This window comes from Sulfurospirillum sp. 1307, from assembly GCF_054408545.1.
Window position 1 is genome coordinate 2,134,366 of sequence record NZ_CP176011.1, and the last position, 21,343, is coordinate 2,155,708.

The following is a 21,343-nucleotide window of genomic DNA, read 5'->3' on the forward strand; positions in this document are numbered from 1 at the left end:
TACCTATGGAATATAAATTGCTTTTGCTATCCTAAAAAAGGCTTTTTATGTTATCTACATATGAAAAAAATTTACTAGCACTAGAAAAAACTAATCCTAATCTATCTCAAAAACTAAAATCAATAGATTCAAATACTAGGTATGATGTTTTTCAAGGATCACAAGCACAAGCAATAAATATATTAGATACAAAAACACAAGATTTCTTATACTCTTCGCCAATTGAAGATATCATTAAAAAGCAAATAGATATTCAAAAGTATAAAGAGTTTGAATACCTTTTTATCTATGGTGTTGGAAATGGAGTTTTAATCAAAGAATTGTTTAAAAATCAAAAATTAGAACAATTAATCGTTATTGAAAATCAAATTGAACTTATATACATCATGTTAAATTTAGTAGATTTGTCTAATGAAATCATTTCTAATAAAATTATCTTACTAATTGATTCTGAAATCACTGTACCAATAATGGTTAACCTAATAAACTACAACAAAATTAAATTTTACGCAAGAGTTTACACCCTCTTAGTCCAAACCCCATATTATGAAAGAAATTTCTCAAAAGAAATTGAAAGTACAAATAAAATAATTTTAGATGCATTTGAACATAGGATATATACAGATGGCAATGATATAACAGATCAATTTATAGGATTAAAGCATACTATACAAAATCTAAAAATGATGATACAAAACCCTACATTAAAGAGTTTACAAGAACAAAAAAATAGTGAAGTTGCAATCATAGTTTCTACTGGCCCTAGTTTATACAAACAATTAAGTATTTTAAAAAAATATCAAGATTTTGTTACAATCATAAGTGTTGATGCAAGCCTTCCTATCTTAGAAAAACACGAAATAAAACCTGATATTGTAACTTCTATAGAAAGAGTAGAACTTACTTCTGAGTTTTTTAAAAAAACGACCGCAAAATTTCAAAAGGACATAATCTTTGCTAGTGCATCACTACAACACGAAGCTACCCTAAAAGCTATCAAAGGGCAAAAAGTACTCATTCAAAGACCATTTGATTATAATAGCTATTTAGGTTTTGATGAATACGGATATATAGGACATGGTATGAGCGCGGCAAACTTAGCGCATGAATTAGCAATAAATATGAAGTTTAAAAATTGCATACTTATAGGGCAAGATTTGGCATATGGAAAAGATGGCATGAGTCACTCTAAAGGACATGTTTTAGGGGTAGATTCTGATGTTGAAAGATACAAAGACAACTATATTGAGATTGAAGCATATAATGGAGAAGGTGTTGTTAAAAGTACAAAAATTTGGGAATTATTTAAAGTATTTTTTGAACAAGTCATAACCGCAACAAAAGATCGTATTACAACCTATAACTGTACTGAAGGTGGAGCTAGGATAAAAGGGACAATTGAAAAACCGTTTGAAAATACTTTAAAAGAGTTATTAAAAAATGATTTAAATAAAAAAGAAAAAATAATTCTAAAAAAACCGAGTAAAAAAATCTATGAAGAAAACATAAAAAAAGCAAGACAAAAGATTACTCATATCATAGAAGAGGGAGAAAGACTTCAAGAATCTATCAATAAAACTCTAATTTCAGTAGAAAAATTTGCAAAAAAATATGAAAATATAGATTTAAAAAAAGCTCTAAAAATCACAAAAAACAAGCATGTCATCAACAAACTAAATGAGATTGAAAACACAAGAAAAGAGCTTACAACAAATGAAGTTTTTACAAAATTCTTATCAGATATTGCTAAACCTTATCTGCTTCACTACGAACTAGAGCTAACAAGCATCAGAGTACAATACATAAAAACCCCAAACGAAAACAAAGAAAAAGCTCTAAAATGGATATTTGCCCATAGATACTGGCTTTTTAGTTTATCGGGTATTATATTTAACATAGTCGAGGTTTGCAAAGAAGAATTAGACAAATGGGAATCATAAATTCCCATTTGTCTTAGAACATTTTCACAGAAACAACCTTAGATTATTGTAATAATCTAAGGACATTTTCACAGAAACTTATCCAAAACTACTGAAGTAGTCTTAGAACATTTTGTTGAACAGCGTTTGCTTGACTCATCGCATAACTTCCAGATTGTGCTAGGATATTATATTTTGAGAAATTCGCTGATTCTTCAGCAAAATCAACATCTCTGATAGTTGATTCAGCTGCTTTAACATTAACTTTAGTTACGGAGATATTGTTTACTGTAACAGTAAGTTGATTTTGAACAGAACCAAGGTCAGCTCTAGTAGCATCAAGTTGAGAAATAGCAGCTTCAACTATATTCATAGTAAGCATAGCTCCTTCTCTTGTTTTTAGTAAACCTACCTCTTCATCTGCTAAACTACCATCGCCATTAGTATCATAAGAGCCTGTTACCAAATCACTCAAAGTATGGCTCTCAGCAACATTATCAAATCTAGCTGCAGTTGTTGATTTTGTACTTAAAGAAGCATCACTATAATGCGCAGCTGTTACATCAACAATTTCGACATTGTTTTTAGTAAGTTTTAAATCTCCAGCATATGTACCATCAGTTATATTTGCAGTACTAGTCATACCAGATACTGTCATAACCCTACCGTCACTTGTAAGTTTTAATTTACCTTCAGTTGTGATAGTAGCACTAACTCCTGTTTTATCTGAAGCTGCATTGATAGCATTTTTAAGCTTTTCATCAGTATCACCAGAGAGTAAAGTATCACCAGCTTTTAGTATAGTTTCACCATTGATAACAATATCTGAAGTTAAAATACCAGCACTTACTTTACTTGTTCCAGTTTGTTCAACTAGTGCAGTTGCTTTTATGTGAGTTTCAGCTGTAGTTTCATTGATAAGATCAGCTACTCTTCCAAGACCGGTATTTGCAACACCATTACCATTAGCATCAGTCATCTGAACACCGATAAGCTGTGTTCCTTCAACATTGTACTGAACATAATCAGCTCCACTGAATGATGAGCCCATAACAGCCGATGTAGCAACTGTAATAGCACCTGTACCAGCAGCACTAACATTAACAGCAGCACCTGTATTGTTTGTCAATGTAACAGTATTATTAGCTGTATCAAAAGCAGTTAATGTCCAATTTGAAGCTGTACCACCAGTCGTAATTATGTCTGCAGTAACTATATCACCAATTGCAAGACCTTGTAAACTTCCTGAAGCTACTGTTAATACAAGTGTAGCACCATTAGCAACAGAACCATTTAGCCCTGTATCATTTCCAACAAGATTAGTAGAATCAGCTGCATTTGTATCAACAGCAATAGCAGTTCCTGATACAATTTGAGATGTCAATGCACTATCTAATGTGATAGTTGCGCCACCACTATTTCCATTTACATTTGTAATAGTAAAAGTCTTAGTTTGCCCAGCTATCTTTATAGTATCTCCAACAGCCAATCCAGTTTCAGCAACACTGATAGTAGTAGAACCAACTGAAGCTGTACCGCTTAGTTCCCCAATGTTTCCAAACTGGTTAAGATCAGTTGTAGTTTGTATACTACCAACAGCTATACTTTGAGTATTGTTGATAGAAGTTTTTATAGTTTGGTTAGAAAATGCTCCTACTTGAAACTCTTTATTAGAGAATTTACCAGAAAGAAGAACTTGACCATTAAATGAAGTAGTCTTAGCAATGTTATCAAGTTGCTCGATAAGTCTGTTAACATCTTTTTGAATCGCTATACGAGATGCTGTAGTTTGACCATCTGATGCCGCTTGGATTGCTTTAGTTTTGATGGTATCGAGTATCTTTATCTGCTCGTCCATCGCCTTATCTGCAGTTTGAATCAAACCTATACCATCATTTGCATTTGCTATAGCTTGACCAAGACTGTTTGCTTGTGACCTTAGAGAATCTGCAATCGCCATACCTGAAGCATCATCTGCTGCTTTGTTGATTCTCAAACCTGAAGACAATCTGCTAAGTGAGTTGTCTAAACTTCTGTTGTTCATTGCAGCTGCTGTGTGAGCGTTTAGCGCTGCAATGTTCGTATTGATCCTGAATCCCATGATAAATCCTTTTATCTAAAATTTGAGTGGCATCCTTGCCTCTCTTGTAAACTATATCGGATGGGCAAAAAAAAAATTTACAGTTTTGTGCTATAATTTAAAAAATTATTGAAGAATTGAGTGGAGCTTGGAGTGATTTTGCTTCTTTGGAAGAAATAGAACTTTAAAATCAATAGAAAATAACGAATGGAAAGATGATAAACTTTACACTAAAGAGCTTGAATTATATAAAAACTCTGCAAAGTATACAAAATCTTTAAATGAAAAAAAGCAAACTACTATCCGCTTTAGTGTTAGTGATTTGGCATTTGTAAAGGCAAGGGCAAAAGAGATGGGTATAGGATATCAAAACCTTATTCAAGCTTTAGTTCACAACTATGTAAAAGGTGATATTAAGTTAAAAATATAAGATACAAATAACTCTAAATTTGGTTTTAATTTCCTCATTTACTTTTTTTTCGCTACAATTCAAAAAACGTTTATAAAAAGACATATATAGGTAAGTAATGAAAAATTTAATCATAGTAGAATCACCAACGAAAGTAAAAACAATAAAATCTTTTTTGGGAAAAGATTACGATATTATCGCTTCAAAGGGGCATATTAGGGATTTGCCAAAGAGTAGTTTTGGTATCAAAATTGAAGATGGAAAGTTTAGCCCTGAGTATAGAGTAGCTAGAGATCACTCTAGTGTTGTAAAAGAGATAAAAGAAAAAGCAAAAAAAGCTGATACCATCTACATCGCAACGGATGAGGATAGAGAGGGTGAGGCTATTGGCTATCATATTGCAAAGGCTATTGGTAAAAATCCTGAAGAACTTCCTCGTATAGTTTTTCATGAAATTACAAAAAGTGCTATAACAAATGCTTTAGAAAATCCTAGAAGACTAGATACCTCTAGTATAAACGCTCAACAAGCAAGAAGACTCTTAGATAGAATAGTAGGTTACAAACTCTCACCACTTTTAGCCTCTAAAATCCAAAAAGGCTTAAGCGCGGGGCGTGTTCAAAGCTCAACACTCAAAATCGTAGTAGATAGAGAAAGAGAAATTAGAGCTTTCAAGCCAGTTGAGTTTTGGAGCATAGATGCAATTTTTGAAAAAAATATAGAATCAATTCTAACTAAGTTTGACAATGAAAAAATCGAAAAGATGACTATCTCAAATGCAGATCGTGCAAATGAGATAAAAAATCGCTTGTTAAAAGAGAGTTTTAAAGTAGCAAGCATAGATAAAAAAGAGAGAAAAAGCTCTCCAAGTCCAGCTTTTATGACTTCAACACTTCAGCAAAGCGCTTCAAGTATGCTTGGATTTAGCCCTAAAAAAACGATGATGGTTGCTCAAACTCTTTATGAGGGTGTTAATACCAACAAGGGCATGATGGGTATAATTACCTATATGAGAACTGACTCACTAAATGTTGCAAATGAAGCGATTGAGGCAGCTAGGAAACAAATACTTAAAGATTTTGGAGATAAATACCTTCCAAAAGAGCCAAAGTATTATAAATCAAAAAGCAAAGGTGCTCAAGAGGCACACGAAGCTATCCGTCCAACGCAGATAGATTTTACTCCAAAGATTGCAAAAGAGTATCTAAAACCTGATGAGTACAAGTTATATGCTCTTATTTACAACAGATTTTTAGCATCACAGATGAATAGTGCTTTGTTTGAATCTCAAACAATCATATTTAAAAGCCAAAGTGCAGAGTTTAAAGCTAGTGGAAGAAAGCTTCTTTTTGATGGATTTTATAAAGTCTATGGCTCAAGTGATAAAGATAAGCTCTTACCCGAACTTAAACTTGAACAAACCGTAGAGCTAAGCAAACTAGAAGCAAATCAACACTTTACTGAACCACCTTCTAGGTATTCTGAAGCTAGTCTAATCAAAAAAATAGAGAGTTTAGGCATAGGAAGACCTTCTACTTATGCGCCAACTATCTCAACTTTGGTTGCAAGAGATTATATCAACATAGAAAAAAAACAAATCATACCAACTAATAATGCATTTAAAGTGATTGAACTTTTGGAAAATTATTTTCCTGAGATTGTAGATAGTGCGTTTACTTCAAACATGGAAGAAACCCTTGATTTGATAGCGGAAGATAAAGCTGATTGGCAGAAAGTTTTACTTGATTTTTATGAGCCTTTTATAAAAAAGGTTGAAGATGGTAAGAAAAATATCAAATCTCAAAAGGTAGTAATTCCAACTGGAGAGAATTGTCCAGAGTGTGGAGAGCCCCTAGTAAAGAGAAAAGGAAGATTTGGAGAATTTATAAGCTGTAGTGCATTTCCAAAGTGTAAATACACTAAAAACCTTGGTAAAACAGAGAAAAAAGAGTTAAAAACCATAGATGTAAAATGTCCAAAATGTGGAAGCCCTATAGTAGAGAGAGTCTCAAGAAGAGGAAAATTTTATGGGTGTAGTGCTTATCCAAAGTGTAAATTCATCTCAAACTATGAGCCAATAGATGAAAAATGTAGCCAGTGTGGGGGCATGATGACTAGGCGCGAACTTAAAACTAAAATTGTCAAAGAGTGTATTGATTGTAAAAACAAAATTGAGGTTGCAAAGTAATATGAGTAAGGTTTTTTTATGCGCTATTTGTAATGTTTCAAGTGGAAGTTGTAATGAAGATTGTAAGTTTTGTACTCAAAGTGCTAAATATAAAGCAGATATACAAAGATACAAATACAAAGAGATAAAAACCATAGTTGAAGAAGCAAAAATGGCTAGAGCAAACGGTGCAGTTGGTTTTTGCTTGGTTACTAGTGGATTAGGACTTGATGATAAAAAAGTGGAATTCATCAGTAATGCTGCATTTGAAGTAAAAAAAGAGCTTCCAGAGTTTAATGTCATAGCATGTAATGGAACTGCATCAATAGAGCAACTAAAAGAGTTAAAAAAAGCTGGTGTTACATCATACAATCACAACCTTGAAACTTCAAAAGAGTTTTATCCAAATATTTGTACTACTCACTCTTGGGAGAGTAGATATGAGACTTGTTTAAATGTAAATGAAGTAGGATTAAATCTAGTAAGTGGAGGTATATTCGGGCTAGGAGAGAGCCAAGAAGATAGAGTTAGTTTTATCAATTCACTAAAAGAGTTAAATCCAAAAACAACACCTTTAAACTTTTATCACCCAAATGAAGCGCTTCCTTTAAAAACAAATCCTTTACATGTAGAAGAAGCACTAAAACTTGTAAAGTGGGCTAGAGGTGAGCTAAAATGCGAAAGATTAATGGTTGCAGGTGGGCGAGAGTTTATTTTTAAAGAGCGCCAAGCTGAGATTTTTAAAGCTGGTGCAAATGCAATCGTCATAGGTGATTATCTAACAACTAGTGGAAATGCTCCAAAAAAAGATGTTAGACTAATAGAATCACTGGGATTAGAGATAGCAAAAACCTGTCATGGCTGAATTATCAATAATCTTTACATTAGCGGTGATTCTTTTTTCATCACCTTTTTTATCAAGATATTTAAGAGCACCAACTCCTGCTGTTGAGATAATTCTTGGAACTATTTGTGCATACTATGGCTTTATAAGTGATTTTTATCTGTTTGAACTTATAGCACATATTGGATTTTTCTACCTTATGTTTATGGCTGGGACTGAAGTTGATTTGAAAATTTTTACTCAAATAGATAGAGCAATTCTCAAAAAAAGTATCTACTATCTTTTACTACTATATATAATATCAGCTATATCAGTTTTTTATCTAGATATGAACAAACTACTCATCATAATTATTCCAACACTTTCAGTTGGTCTTATCTTAGCTCTTTATAAAGACTATGGTAAAGATGCAAATTGGCTTAATTTATCCATGCTAGTTGGAGCTATGGGAGAGCTAGTTAGTATCTCTTTGCTAACGCTTTCAGGAGCTGCACTTGAGTATGGAGTTGGGACTGAACTTTATAAGGCTGTTGCATATCTGGTTTTACTAGTTGGTGGAATTATTGTTTTATTTAAACTTTTACATGTACTATTTTGGTGGTATCCTGAGATTAAAATCTATCTTATGCCTCACATAGATAAAGAAGAGCAAGACTTAAGACTTTCTATGGCTCTTTTTGTACTCATGATAGGTCTTATGATATGGCTAAAGATAGAAATTGCATTTGGAGCTTTTATAGCAGGTATTTTTATAGCAACATTTTTTGAACATAAAAAGGATCTTCCTCATAAAATTTCATCTTTTGGCTTTGGTTTTTTAGTTCCAATCTTTTTTGTATATATTGGCTCAACTTTCAACATAAACATGCTACAAAATAATGATGTTATTTTAAAAGCATTAGGAATAGTAGCTTTGATGATAATCATAAGAATTTTTGCATCACTTGTTTTTATAGAAGTACTTGGTAAAGTAAATATCTTTAGATTTGCACTTTCTCAAGCTATGCCTCTAACTTTAATGATTGCAGTTGCTACTATCGCATATGAATCACATAGTATAGATGACCTTTTATATTCAGCTTTGATTTTGGCATCTTTGTTTGAAGTAATAATTTCTATGCTTGGTATCAAAGTAATCAGCACAATCAACAATTATTATAAAAGCAAACTTAATTAAGCTCCATAATTTTCTCTATTTAAGCTAAAATAAACAAATTAATTTTGAAAAAGTTATCTTTTTCTAATATTATTGGAGTAATATTATATAAGAGAAAATTTTCAAAAGGAGCTTATATGCCAAATAAATCTGTTACAGTGATTGATAATAGAACTGGAGAAAAGTTTTACTTCCCAATTCTAGAACCAACTGTTGGGCCTGATGTTGTTGATATTTCAACATTTTATTCAAGAACAGGAATGTTTACATTTGATAGAGGGTTTACTTCGACGGCTAGTTGTAGGTCTAAAATAACTTATATAGATGGGGCCAAAGGTCAACTTATGTATAGAGGTTATGATATATCATATCTTGCAACTAAAAAAACTTTTTTAGATACTGCATACCTCCTTTTAAATGGGGAACTTCCTAGCCAAGAAAGACTAGAATCATATAAAGAAGAGATTAAAAAACGCTCTTTTATACACGAAGGTATGAGGAAACTTTTCGATGCATTTCCTGATAATGCTCATCCTATGGCAATTCTTTCAGCTGGAGTTTCAGCTCTTTCAACTTTCTATTTTGATCATTTAGATATGCATTCTCCGGAAGAAACAATGGAAATGGCAAATAGAATAATCGCTAAAATTCCAACAATCGCAGCATTTTCATACAGGTATTCACAAGGATTACCTATTATTTATCCTGATTTAAATAAAGGTTTTACTGAAAACTTTTTATATATGCTAAGAGGATATCCTCACCATCATATTGAACTAAAACCAATCGAAATAAAAGCGTTAGACACTATCTTTACTTTGCATGCTGATCATGAGCAAAATGCTTCAACTACAACTGTTAGAGTAGTGGCTTCAACTCAAGCTCACCCATATGCTTGTATATCAAGTGGCATAAACGCACTTTGGGGAAGAGCTCACGGTGGTGCAAATGAATCAGTTATAAGACAGCTTGAACTAATAGGAAGTATTGATAATGTAGATAAATACATCGCAAAAGCAAAAGATCCTAATGATCCATTTAGACTAATGGGATTTGGACATAGAGTTTATAAAAACTTTGACCCAAGAGCTACAATTCTAAAAAACATTCAAAAAGAACTCCAAGAAGAATTAAATCTAGATACAGAGCTTATGGCAGTAGCTAGAAAAATCGAAGAAATTGCTCTAAATGATGAATACTTCATAGAAAGAAAACTATATCCAAATATCGACTTTTACTCAGGGGTTATTCTTCAAGCTCTTAAAATTCCTAAAGAGATGTTTGCTGTTATATTTGTTATCGGAAGAACTCCAGGCTGGATTTCACAGTGGATTGAACTTAAAAGTCAAGATAGCATTAAAATTGCTCGTCCTAGACAACTATATCTTGGACCAAACGATAGAACTCCAAAAGAGTAATCACAAAACATCTACATGTAGAATTTTTCTACATGTAGATTACTCTAAAGTAATCAAGTAACCTTCATCTGATTTTTTGATTTTGTAGATATACTGACCATCTAGCTCAATTGCTACTCTGTAGTATCCGCTATGCTTGCCTATGGCTATACTTTTAAATTTTTTTAGATTTAACTTGTAAATTTTCGTATAAAAAGAAAGCTCTTTTTTGAAATCTAAAACTATCTTATATGGATTAGCGACCATAAAATCACGCAATTTTTTATCTTTTGTTTTTATTTGTATTTGATTTGATTTGATTTCAAAGGAGATAATATCTTTGAAGTTTATAACTTGTTTTTGTTCTTTCATTTTTTGAGTTGGAATTTTGCTTTTTGTTTTAATCATAACTTCATTGGTATTATACTTTTTTAAAATCAAAGTATCATGCCAATCTATTTTTTTATCAATATCAACTTTTTTACTTTCTATTGAGCCATCTAAATTTTGATAGTTTAACTCAATAGATTTTAAGATACGAGCGCTACTTGGAAGATTTACCTTTACATTATCAAAATCTTCGATGCTATCTTTAGTTATGGTTGACGCGCTAATTGAAGTATCAACTGGTACAAATGGATTCTCTCTTGCTATTAGGGGACTAAAAATTAATGCTATGTATAAAAGATACTTGTTCACTACTTTCCTTTACTATCAGGGTCTAAATCTTTGAGTTCAAAATACTCTTTTTGTAAGATTGCATTTTCCTCTTTTAACTTTTCTACACCTATTTCATAACTTTGTTTCACTTCTTGCAAATTCAAAAGTACTTCAAGCGAACTTTTACCAAAAAGCATATCCCCAACATATATACCAAAGCCTATTATGATAGCTACAAGAGCGAGGATTTTTAAATAAAAAGATGGGCTTTTGCCACTACTTTTTAGTGTTTCATCCTCAAACTCTTCTAGCAATTCACTCATTATCTAAAAAGTTCTCTTCCTATGTACTCACTTGAGTTTACTTCTCTTTCAATCTCTAAGAGACGATTGTATTTTGCATTTCTCTCGCCTCTTGCTGTTGCTCCAGTTTTTATCTCACCACAATTAAGCGCGACTGCAAAATCTGCGATAAAAGCATCTTCGCTTTCACCACTTCTGTGACTCATAACACACTTGTAATTGTTTCTTTGAGCAAGTCTTACTGTTTTCATAGTCTCGCTTACACTTCCTATTTGGTTTGGTTTTATAAGGATCGAATTTGCAATATTTTTACTAATACCTTCACTTAAAATCTTTTCATTTGTTACAAATAAATCATCACCAACTAATTGAACTTTGTTGCCTAATTTTTCTGTTAAAATTTTCCAGCCATCCCAGTCGTCTTCACTCAATCCATCTTCTATAGAAACTATTGGATATTTGCTACACATATCAACATAGTAATCTACTAACTCTTCACTACTTAAGGTTCTATTTTCACTCTCTAATCTATATCCACCATCAACTACAAGCTCACTACTTGCAACATCAAGTGCAATTGCTATGTCTTCACCTGCTTTATATCCAGCATTTTCAATTGCTTGCATAATAACTTTTATAGGCTCTTCATTGTCTTTTAAATTTGGAGCAAATCCACCCTCATCACCAAGGGCAGTACTCTCGCCCATATCTGAGATTATTTTTTTTAGATTGTGGTAAACTTCAGTTGCTGCTCTTAGCGCCTCACTAAAAGTATCAAAATTTAGTGGCATTATCATGTACTCTTGAAAATCTACCGAATTATTTGCGTGACTTCCACCATTGATTATATTAAACATTGGAGTTGGAAGAACTAAAGCATTTGATCCACCAAGATATCTATAAAGAGGCATTCCTAAACTCTTTGCACTTGCTCTTGCTACTGCCATACTGACTCCAAGAACTGCATTTGCTCCAAGACTGCTGTAATTTTCAGTACCATCACACTCTTTCATAATTGCATCAATCATAGCTTGATCATACGGATTCATGCCAATTAAAGCATCAGCAAGTGTAGTGTTGACATTTTCACAAGCTTTTAGTACACCCTTGCCCATATATCTTTCATCTTTATCTCTTAATTCAAGAGCTTCTCTTTTTCCTGTACTAGCACCACTTGGCACAATAGCATTTGCAACTGTTCCATCACTTAGTTTTACTGTTGCTCTAACTGTTGGATTTCCTCTACTATCTAGTACTTCATCAGCATATATATCATCTATGTAAACCACTTTTTCTCCTTATATTACTCTTGTGAATCTAAATCTATATCAGCGCCAACGCCCATTGCTTCTTTGATTTTGTTTTCAATCTCTAAAGCTAATTCTTTGTTTTCTTTCAAAAATGCTTTAACATTTTCTCTACCTTGCCCTAGTCTTGTTTCACCATAGCTAAACCAAGCGCCACTTTTATCTATCACATCTAGTTTTACACCATAATCAACAAGTTCGCCCTCTTTACTTATACCCTCACCAAACATGATATCAAATTCTGCCTGACGAAATGGAGGTGCAACTTTGTTTTTTATAACTTTTGCTTTTACTCTGTTTCCTATTTGCTCTTCACTTTGTTTTAGTGTAGCTATCTTTCTTACATCAATTCTAACTGAAGCATAAAACTTTAAAGCATTTCCACCAGTTGTAGTTTCAGGCGAACCATAACCCATAGTTCCTATCTTCATACGAATTTGGTTTATAAATATAATCGTTGTATTCATCTTATGAACTACACCAGTAAGCTTTCTTAAAGCCTGCGACATAAGCCTTGCTTGAAGTCCAACATGAGTATCTCCCATATCTCCTTCAATTTCAGTTTTAGGAGTTAGCGCCGCAACTGAATCAACAATAATCAAATCAACTGCCCCACTTCTAGTAAGGGTTTCAACTACATCTAAAGCTTGTTCACCAAAATCTGGCTGAGAAACCAAAAGATTATCTGTATCAACGCCCAAGTTTGAAGCATACTTTACATCAAGAGCATGTTCAGCATCAACAAATGCACAAATTCCACCCTCTTTTTGAGCTTGTGCAGTGATTTGTAAAGCTAAAGTAGTTTTACCAGAACTCTCAGGTCCATAAATCTCTATAATTCTTCCCTTTGGAACCCCATCAACTCCTAAAGCAATATCAAGTCCAAGTGAACCTGTACTTATAGAATCAATCGGTTCAATCTCTCTTTCGCCTAAACGAACTAGTGTTCCTTTACCAAAAGCTTTATCTATCTGTTTAATTGCTAAATCTAGTGCCTTTTTTTTATTGTCATTAATTTCCATTAGGTTCCCTTTTATTATAATGTTGCATGTGCAACACTAAGTGTTAGTATTTTATCATTTTGTGCTTGAAAAAGTTCTTTATCTTATACTAGATACCAAAAACAGCTATAAAATATTTCAATTTGAAATATCCAATACGACAATTTAAATTTAGGGCACCTCTAAGTTTTATATCAAATTTTATCGGTTCTTGGGACGTTCATTTGTGCAAGGATGTACAAATAGTCCGAAGCCTCGGAAAAAATGCAGGACGCATTTTTGAGAATGAGATAAAAATTGATATAAAACTTAAATTTGAATTAAACTACTTTTATATTCGTTTAATACAATTTAGATACAATACCACCACTGAAAGATGATTCTAGTTTACATCTTTAGTCTACTTTATATTGATGACTCCTAGTTACAGTTAAATTTGCCTAAAAGAAAACTTATTATTCTACATTTCAGACCCACCTTAGCGATAAGGTATATTTAAACACAAAGGATTCTCAATGGCAGAATTACAAAATGGAACAGTAAAATGGTTCAACACTGACAAAGGTTTCGGATTTATCGAGCCAGAAAATGGAGGCAAAGATGTATTTGTACATTTTCGTCAAATAAATACAAACGGATATGATCGTGCAACACTTAACGAAGGTCAAAAAGTAACTTTTAGTATCGGTGAAGGACAAAAAGGTCCTCAAGCAGAAAACGTTACAGGTTTATAATCTAAAATTTGAGCAGATTTATTCTGCTCCTCCCCTCTTTTTAATTAAAACAATTTACTTTCAACTTTTTTACTACTCTAAAAATTAACAGCTATTAAGTCGCATTTTATTATAATAAGTCTAGAAAAACATGAAGGCAACAAATGAAAAAGATAACAGTAGCACATTCACCAGATGCTGATGATATATTTATGTATTATGCTATTAAATTTGGCTGGGTAAATTTAGATGGAGTTGTATTTGACAATATTGCGCTTGACATTGAAACTCTAAACAAAGAGGCTTTAAAAAACACTTATGATATCAGTGCTATTAGTTTTGGGCTTTATCCAAAGATTAGAAATGAGTATGCACTTTTGAGAACTGCTGTTAGTTTCGGAGAGGGTTATGGTCCAAAAGTTGTTAAACTAAAGAACAAAAAACTAAAAAGAAATTTCAAAGTTGCTCTAAGTGGTGAACACACTACAAATGCAATGCTTTTTAGGATTTACTACCCTGAAGCTAGAATAATCTATAAAAACTTTTTAGAAATTGAAGAAGCAGTTTTAAGTGGTGAAGTTGATGCTGGAGTGTTGATTCATGAGAGTATTCTTACATACAACGACAAATTAGAAGTTCAAAAAGAGTTGTGGGATATTTGGTGTGAACTTAGTGGAGGAGATTTGCCACTTCCACTTGGTGGCATGGGACTTCGTCGCTCAATCCCACTAAATAGAGCAATTGATTATGAAAAAACATTAATCAAAGCAGTAAAAGTAGCTACAACTCACGCAAAACTTTTATCAGATATGCTTTTAGAGAGAAACTTAATCAGAGTAGATGCTCCAACTTTAGAAAAATACCTAAGTCTATATGCAAACAATAACTCAATTGAGTTAAGCCAAATACAACTAAAAGCGATAGATAAACTTTTTGAGATTGGATATAAACATGGCTTTTATGATAAACTTATAAAAGCAGAAGATTTTTTAATTCCTAGTGAATATGAAGAACTAAGGAATAGTTAAATACAAAAAGTTTAACCTTGAGCTATTTTAAGAAGAAAACATGAAAATATTATTTGACAACTACAATAAAAACTCTACATGTAAATCACTTTGGGGATTTAGTGCTTATTTTAAAAAGTATAAGCTACTCTTTGATACAGGAAGTAATGGAAGAGCTCTTTTACATAACATGCGTGAGCTTGGAACTGATATGAAAGATATCGAATATCTTTTTATAACTCATGCTCATTGGGATCATATCGGAGGGATTGATTCTGTTTTGGAACTCAATAGTAATATAACTATGTTTGTTCCTTCTTCTTTATCTAAAAAGTTGGTTGCTGATTTAAAAACGCTTACTAAAAAAGTAGTGGTTTGTGATGATAAACCAAAAGAGATTTTACAAGGTATCTTCACAACTGGGATACTAGGAGAAGAGATGCCTGAACAATCTTTGATACTAGATGAAGAGTTTACAAAAGTTATCACCGGCTGTGGACATTATGGCATAGAAAAGATAGTAAGTGTTGCTAAAAAGGTTTTGAACAAAGATATAAAAATGGCGATTGGGGGATTTCATCTTTTAAACAAAAATGATAGTGAGATTTTATCATCAATTAAGACTTTAAAAGCTTTAGGTGTACAAAAGGTTTTACCTACTCATTGTACTGGAGATAGAGCAATAGAGCTTTTTAAAGAGCACTTTAAAGACAACTGTATTGAAGGCGGTATTGGGTGTATGATATCATAAAAAAAGAATGTTAAATCCACTGTATATTAAGTTAAATTATGCCTTATTTATAAAAATTTGAATATAATAGTAAAAGTGATAATAAAAACTAAAAACAAGCTTTACTTTTTATACAAATAAAAAAAGAATTCTCTTCTTTGAAAAAGGAAATATTAAATGGAAGCTAAATTAATCGGCCTTGGCGTTGAAACATTTAAATTAGCTCTTATGATGGCTCTTCCTATGTTGCTTGCTGGGCTTTTTGCCGGGCTTGCTATTAGTATATTTCAAGCAACAACTCAAATCAATGAAATGACTTTAAGCTTTGTTCCAAAAATCATATTAGTTATCGTTGTAGCAATCTTTACTATGCCTTGGATGATGAATATGATGATAGAATTTACTCACAAAATTATAACAATGATACCAAATTTTATATTTTGAAAAAGATAGATTTAAGCTCTTATACAAGCATCAAAATAGGCCCTGTTGTTGAAGTTGAACTCATAAAAGAAGTTCTACATGTAGAAGCTTTTTTGCTAGGTGGTGGAAACAATCTTCTAATCTCACCAAACCCTCCTAAAATGGCAATGCTTAGTAAGGATTTTAATTTTATCTATGAAAAAGATAAACTTTTACATGTAGGAGGAGCAACCCCTAGTGGAAAAATCCTATCGTATGCTAAAAAGCATAATATAGCAAACTTTGAACTCATGCAAAAACTCCCTGGAACTCTTGGTGGAATGGTTAAAATGAACGCTGGACTTAAAGAGTGGGAGGTTTTTAATCATTTAGTTGCAATTAAAACAGAAAATGGATGGATAAAAAAAGAAAATATTGAGTATGGATATAGAAAAACAAATATAAACGGGACAATATATGAAGCTACTTTTGAGATAAAAAAAGGGTTTGATAAATCTTTACTTGAGATGTTTAAAAAACTAAGAGATAATCAACCAAAACTTCCAAGTGCAGGAAGCTGTTTTAAAAATCCTCCAAATAATTTTGCTGGGAAACTGCTAGATGAAGCAGGTTTGAAAGGATATAGACTAGGAAATATGGCTTTTAGTGAAACTCATGCAAACTTTTTAGTAAATCTTGGTGGTGGAACATACGAAGAAGCAATAAAACTGATTGATTTAGCTAAAAAAAGAGTTTTTGAAAAAAGTGGTATAAATCTAGAGTTAGAGATAAAAATAGTGTAAAAAAAAGGTTGAGCCTAAACTCAACCCATCCCCATATATAGCAGTTTGCTATGGGGGAATTATAAGAAAACTACGATAAAAAGTTCTTAAGTATTAAAAATTAATTTTTGGATTAATCTTAATTTCATCTAATATAAAAATCCCATTAACCAAAGTGGAATTTTATTGTTAAATCCTACCTCTATATCATCTGCAATTATATATCCATTTTGTCCTCTTAATTGACTATCATCCTTAGATGCTCCACCAATTTCAAATACTAAAGTATCATCAACTATAAAACCACCCATGTCGTGATAATGTACTTGATGTTTAAGTTTCATTTGGGATACAAAAAAACTCTCTCTTATAGTTCCAATATCAGAATTAGCACAAAGAACTGTAAATAGATTTGGATTATCAAGCAGTAATTTATCAGGACGATTAACTGCTCTCATTCCAACTCCACCTCTTACAATATGAATTAAACTTCCTGCGTCCATTCTTTCTAAATACTTTTGCAAAGTTGGCCAAGAAGCTCCTACTGCTGAGCTGAGTTTGGAGATATTTAACTCATAAGGTTTTGAGCTACATAACATATAGATAATCTTTTTGAGTTTATCAAGTTTTGAAGGATCAATATTGTAAATTCCACAAAGATCAGAATCAATTGTTGTGTTTATCACTTCTAATAATTTTGAAGGATAATCTGCAAGAGATTCTTTAAAAAAAGGATAACACCCATATTCACAATAGTTACTAAACTGCTCTAACGGTCTTATCTCTTTCATTATTGATACTGCTATATCTTCATGGTTAGATAATATTTCATCTAATGTAAATTTGTTAAATGTTTTTTGTGTTTCTAATTCACAAAACTCTCTAAGAGATAACACTCCTAGTGTATGTATAACTGCTCTACGTGATAAATCACCGCTTTCATGTTCAATTTGAAGAGCTGATGATCCGCTAAATATTACTTGTAAATCAAATACGTCATAGATAGCTTTTAATTCATTTGAAAAATTAGATGATTTATGAATCTCATCAATAATCAGTAACTTTCCTCCTCTTGCATAAAAACTCTCAGCTACCTCATACAAACTCACTCCGCTCATAGCAGGATGATCACAACTTAAATACAAAATTTTTGATGATGGTAAATTTAAACTTTTTGCATATTGTAAAAGTATAGTACTTTTTCCAGTACCTCTTGCTCCCTTTATGCCAATTAGTTTTGAGTTAAAATCTATTTGTGAGTAAAAATATCGTTTATATTCAGGAGTTTTACGAACAAGTATCTGGTTTGATATTTTTTGGAGTGTTGCTAAATTCATTTGATACCTTTTAAAACGTATTTTACAATTATAGTAGTTTTATTATAAAATACACTTTATACTAAAATTTCAAAAATTAATTTTTGGATTAATATTAATTTCATCAAGCAAAGCAAATCTTTTTAATTCATACGCCTTTAATGCACATCTTCCTATCATTGCTGCATTGTCTGAGCAGAACTTTAGTGAAGCTACATGTAAACTCATACCAAACTCACTGCAAATATTTTCTATCTTATCTCTTAAATATAGATTTGCACTAGCTCCGCCTACAATAGCAAATCTTTCATATTTGTTTTTTTTCAAAACTTTTTTTATCTTTTGAATCAAATGCTCAGTTGCAACTCTTTGAAAAGAGGCACAAATATCTTCTTTACAAAAAGTACCCTCTTCTATAGCAAGTCTAACTTGATTTTTAAGTCCAGAGTAACTAAAGGCAACCTTAGGAGAGTTTGATAGAGGAACTGTAAAATTACAAGCTTTTTCATCTCCTTTTTTTGCACACTCTTCTACAATAGGACCTCCAGGATATCCAAGTCCAAGCATTTTTGCAACTTTATCAAAACTCTCACCAAAACTATCATCTAAAGTTGTTGCAAGAGTTGTTATATCATCATAACTTTTTACATGTAAAAGCTTTGTATGGCCTCCTGAGACTAAAAGTGTAAGCATCGGGAAGTCTTCTTCTTTTTTTTCAATAAAAAGCGAATATATATGCCCTTTTAAGTGGTTTATGGGAATCAAAGGAATATCCAAAGAGATACTCAAAGCCTTTGCCATACTAACTCCCTCAACCAAAGTTACACTAAGGCCAGGCTCATTTGTAACTGCTATAGCCTTTAAATCTTTAAAATACTCTTTTGTTTCTTCTAATATATTTGGCAAAGCAATCGCGTGTAATCTAGCAGCAAGTTCAGGCACTACCCCTCCATATACGCTATGGTCAATCTCTTGTGAAATTTTTTTATGAAATAAAAGCTTTGCATCTTTTATCCTAGTAATTGCTATCGAGCTGTCATCGCAACTACTTTCAATACTTAGTATCACTTCACAAACTCCACTAAAACCATACCTAAAAATTTATCTTGATTTTTGGCATCATATACTTCAACACGATACCTTTTAGAATCTTTATCGATTGAAAATCTTTTTAAAAGATATTTTTTTCGTATATTTAGTCCTGATTCATTTTTATGCTTTTTATTCACATAGCCTATGACATTTACTCTCAATCTCTTATCAACACCTACATTAAAAAAGTCTTTTACTTCTATCAAACTACCAAGCTTGACATCTTTTACTTTTCCATCTATATTTATCTTTATACTACCATCAAATTTATCATATTCTAGGTATTCTGGGACCAATGTTGTAAGCCTTTTGTTGCCATAATAAACTATAAATTTACTATCTTCTTCTATAACGGTCATTACAGGGCTACTAGGTTTAAATGAAATCTTACTTCCTTTTTGCACAGGAAAATATGTAATATTTGGTCTAATTCTTGAAAGTGGTATAAAAATTCTTTTATCATTAAATGAAATATATATATCATTGTCTATGACATCTTTTAACTCTTTTGGATTAAGATTAAACTTTCTTTCATACTTTATACCCATAATATCCATAAACTTTTCAAGTGCCAAAAGTTTGTAATAAACTCTTTCATTGACTGGTAAAAATTTACTAGATTCATTTCCAAAAGCAGCTTTTCCTTGGCCAATAGCATAAAAGGTCAAAGTCTTACTCATCTCTTTTTCTTCATAAGTTTTTTTGAGGTGAGTTTTTGTATTTTTTGTATGAAACATATGATCTTTTTTGATAAGTTTTTGATTTATATAATCATCTACTTTATTTGCAATTTCTTCAAGGTTACCATACTTTATACCATCAACTTTTGCTTGGTCTATGATAGTTGCTTGCCCCCATCTTGAAGGATTTCTCCACTTGTCTATATACTTTGGCCTATAATACCCACTTCCATCATGCAAATTTATCACCATCTTGATATTGTCTTTAGTAATAATCTTTTTCATCCTATCTATGAGGTGAAAATCATGATCATCAGGTGAGAGATTTGCAAACTTTCTATTTAAATCTCCATAAGGTGCTCTACTTCTTTTTATAATTGAGTAAAAATTAAAATTTGGAACAATCCAAACTGAGCCTTTTTTGATTTCATAATGAGTTGAAAGTAGTGAAGCTGCCATAAAGCCACCTGGCTCATCCCCTTGAATTCCACCAACTACCAAAAGAGTGTTATTATCATCAATATTTCCCTTTTTTATCAGCGTAAAATCAAATCCATCAGCAAAAACCAATGCTTTTAAAACTAATAAAATACTAAATAATCTTAACATGCCAAGGCTCAAATCTAACTCCATCTTTATTGTTTATAGTATATCTCATTGAAATATAAGGCAATCTTCTTAATTCCCAAAACTCTTTTGTTCTAGCAAATGAAACTGTAAAGTTTTTATATCCCCAGCCTTTTTTTCCTACATCAAAATCTCCCAAAGAGTGATAAGAATAAGCCGGAGGTGCTAAAGATTTAGAAGCCTCGGTTAAATTACCATTTGTAGATTTTATTTTGTTAAAATACAAATTCATTTGCTTTGGCACACCTCTAACTCCAGAAGTTAGAATCAATGATTTACCAATATCACTTATAACTCTTTCATATGATTCTTTAGAATGCCCCTTAAACAGGTAATGTCCTGTTCTTGAGATTTTAATCACATCTTTTGGATTTATTCTCGTTGTAAGAGATGGAACTGTTTTTTTGCCATAAAATCCAAACTCACTTGGGTCAGCATAAAAAATTTCTTCTATAAAAGCAAGCTCTTCTTTACTAAACTTACCAATTTTTGGATATCTAATGGCAGTTTTTAACATATCATCAAATGATATGATATTAAAATTTCCATATCCTACATGCCTTTTTACCAATTCTATTTTTTTTTGGACACTTAAAAATGGTTTTACTTGATCATGTCTTAACCAGATAGATTTTGTTTCACTACTATCTTTTGCCATGAGCGAAACTGTACTACCTACCATAAGCCCCAAAAATGCACGCCTTTGCATTTTTTACCTTTATTTCAAATTTTTTACTAATAATTTATTATAC

Annotated in this window: 19 protein-coding genes; 10 read left to right on the forward strand and 9 right to left on the reverse strand. The window is 32.0% G+C overall.

The window, feature by feature from the left end:
* The first annotated feature begins 47 nt into the window (after positions 1-47).
* Complete coding sequence (locus tag ACKGJI_RS11000; protein ID WP_458700357.1) at positions 48-1,940, forward strand: motility associated factor glycosyltransferase family protein; 1,893 nt, start codon at positions 48-50, stop codon at positions 1,938-1,940.
* Positions 1,941-2,028: 88 nt separating this feature from the next.
* On the opposite strand, the gene ACKGJI_RS11005 is transcribed toward ACKGJI_RS11000, so the two are convergent.
* Positions 2,029-4,020: a flagellin N-terminal helical domain-containing protein gene (locus tag ACKGJI_RS11005; protein ID WP_458700358.1), complete on the reverse strand. Its 1,992-nt coding sequence runs from the start codon at positions 4,018-4,020 to the stop codon at positions 2,029-2,031.
* 506 nt (positions 4,021-4,526) lie between these two features.
* Here ACKGJI_RS11005 and topA point away from each other — a divergent pair.
* From topA to ACKGJI_RS11025, 4 genes are all read left to right on the forward strand, one after another.
* Positions 4,527-6,596 carry a type I DNA topoisomerase gene (gene topA, locus ACKGJI_RS11010; RefSeq protein WP_458700359.1) on the forward strand — a complete coding sequence of 690 codons (2,070 nt, stop codon included), beginning with the start codon at positions 4,527-4,529 and terminating at the stop codon, positions 6,594-6,596.
* 1 nt (position 6,597) lies between these two features.
* Positions 6,598-7,440, forward strand: coding sequence for a biotin synthase (locus ACKGJI_RS11015; protein ID WP_458700360.1), 843 nt, complete (start codon positions 6,598-6,600; stop codon positions 7,438-7,440).
* The gene (locus ACKGJI_RS11020) at positions 7,433-8,596 is read left to right on the forward strand and encodes a cation:proton antiporter (RefSeq protein ID WP_458700361.1); all 1,164 of its coding nucleotides are present in this window, start codon (positions 7,433-7,435) and stop codon (positions 8,594-8,596) included. The genes ACKGJI_RS11015 and ACKGJI_RS11020 overlap by 8 nt, the downstream gene beginning before the upstream one ends.
* A 116-nt stretch (positions 8,597-8,712) precedes the next feature.
* Positions 8,713-9,993 carry a citrate synthase gene (locus ACKGJI_RS11025; protein ID WP_458700362.1) on the forward strand — a complete coding sequence of 427 codons (1,281 nt, stop codon included), beginning with the start codon at positions 8,713-8,715 and terminating at the stop codon, positions 9,991-9,993.
* Between the two features lie 39 nt (positions 9,994-10,032).
* On the opposite strand, the gene ACKGJI_RS11030 is transcribed toward ACKGJI_RS11025, so the two are convergent.
* The 4 genes from ACKGJI_RS11030 to recA are packed head-to-tail and all read right to left on the reverse strand — an operon-like array spanning position 10,033 to position 13,257.
* Positions 10,033-10,671 carry an AMIN domain-containing protein gene (locus ACKGJI_RS11030; RefSeq protein ID WP_458700363.1) on the reverse strand — a complete coding sequence of 213 codons (639 nt, stop codon included), beginning with the start codon at positions 10,669-10,671 and terminating at the stop codon, positions 10,033-10,035.
* Entirely contained in the window at positions 10,671-10,955 is a 285-nt protein-coding gene (locus ACKGJI_RS11035; protein ID WP_458700364.1) for a septum formation initiator, read from the reverse strand. Before ACKGJI_RS11035 ends, ACKGJI_RS11030 begins: the two co-directional genes overlap by 1 nt.
* Complete coding sequence (gene eno / locus ACKGJI_RS11040; protein ID WP_458700365.1) at positions 10,955-12,223, reverse strand: phosphopyruvate hydratase; 1,269 nt, start codon at positions 12,221-12,223, stop codon at positions 10,955-10,957. The genes ACKGJI_RS11035 and eno overlap by 1 nt, the downstream gene beginning before the upstream one ends.
* Before the next feature lie 14 nt (positions 12,224-12,237).
* Positions 12,238-13,257 (reverse strand): recombinase RecA, encoded by a 1,020-nt coding sequence (gene recA, locus ACKGJI_RS11045; RefSeq protein ID WP_458701724.1) that lies wholly within the window; start codon positions 13,255-13,257, stop codon positions 12,238-12,240.
* A gap of 500 nt (positions 13,258-13,757) precedes the next feature.
* Between recA and ACKGJI_RS11050 the strand changes: the two genes are divergently transcribed.
* The 5 genes from ACKGJI_RS11050 to ACKGJI_RS11070 all read left to right on the forward strand — a co-directional run bounded on the left by ACKGJI_RS11050 (position 13,758) and on the right by ACKGJI_RS11070 (position 16,897).
* Positions 13,758-13,976, forward strand: coding sequence for a cold-shock protein (locus ACKGJI_RS11050; protein WP_458700366.1), 219 nt, complete (start codon positions 13,758-13,760; stop codon positions 13,974-13,976).
* A 143-nt stretch (positions 13,977-14,119) separates the two neighbouring features.
* Positions 14,120-14,983, forward strand: coding sequence for a menaquinone biosynthesis family protein (locus tag ACKGJI_RS11055; RefSeq protein ID WP_458700368.1), 864 nt, complete (start codon positions 14,120-14,122; stop codon positions 14,981-14,983).
* Between the two features lie 40 nt (positions 14,984-15,023).
* Positions 15,024-15,713 (forward strand): MBL fold metallo-hydrolase, encoded by a 690-nt coding sequence (locus tag ACKGJI_RS11060; protein WP_458700369.1) that lies wholly within the window; start codon positions 15,024-15,026, stop codon positions 15,711-15,713.
* A gap of 156 nt (positions 15,714-15,869) precedes the next feature.
* Positions 15,870-16,136 carry a flagellar biosynthesis protein FliQ gene (gene fliQ, locus ACKGJI_RS11065; RefSeq protein WP_458700370.1) on the forward strand — a complete coding sequence of 89 codons (267 nt, stop codon included), beginning with the start codon at positions 15,870-15,872 and terminating at the stop codon, positions 16,134-16,136.
* Positions 16,130-16,897, forward strand: coding sequence for a UDP-N-acetylmuramate dehydrogenase (locus ACKGJI_RS11070; protein ID WP_458701725.1), 768 nt, complete (start codon positions 16,130-16,132; stop codon positions 16,895-16,897). Before fliQ ends, ACKGJI_RS11070 begins: the two co-directional genes overlap by 7 nt.
* A 128-nt stretch (positions 16,898-17,025) precedes the next feature.
* Here the strand turns inward: ACKGJI_RS11070 and ACKGJI_RS11075 are convergent, their stop codons facing one another.
* From ACKGJI_RS11075 to ACKGJI_RS11090, 4 genes are all read right to left on the reverse strand, one after another.
* Positions 17,026-18,213, reverse strand: coding sequence for an ATP-binding protein (locus ACKGJI_RS11075; protein ID WP_458700371.1), 1,188 nt, complete (start codon positions 18,211-18,213; stop codon positions 17,026-17,028).
* 69 nt (positions 18,214-18,282) lie between these two features.
* Positions 18,283-19,260: a tRNA (adenosine(37)-N6)-threonylcarbamoyltransferase complex transferase subunit TsaD gene (gene tsaD, locus ACKGJI_RS11080; RefSeq protein ID WP_458700372.1), complete on the reverse strand. Its 978-nt coding sequence runs from the start codon at positions 19,258-19,260 to the stop codon at positions 18,283-18,285.
* Positions 19,257-20,585, reverse strand: coding sequence for a M99 family carboxypeptidase catalytic domain-containing protein (locus ACKGJI_RS11085; protein ID WP_458700373.1), 1,329 nt, complete (start codon positions 20,583-20,585; stop codon positions 19,257-19,259). Before ACKGJI_RS11085 ends, tsaD begins: the two co-directional genes overlap by 4 nt.
* Entirely contained in the window at positions 20,557-21,300 is a 744-nt protein-coding gene (locus tag ACKGJI_RS11090; protein ID WP_458700374.1) for a M15 family metallopeptidase, read from the reverse strand. Before ACKGJI_RS11090 ends, ACKGJI_RS11085 begins: the two co-directional genes overlap by 29 nt.
* Positions 21,301-21,343 lie beyond the last annotated feature (43 nt).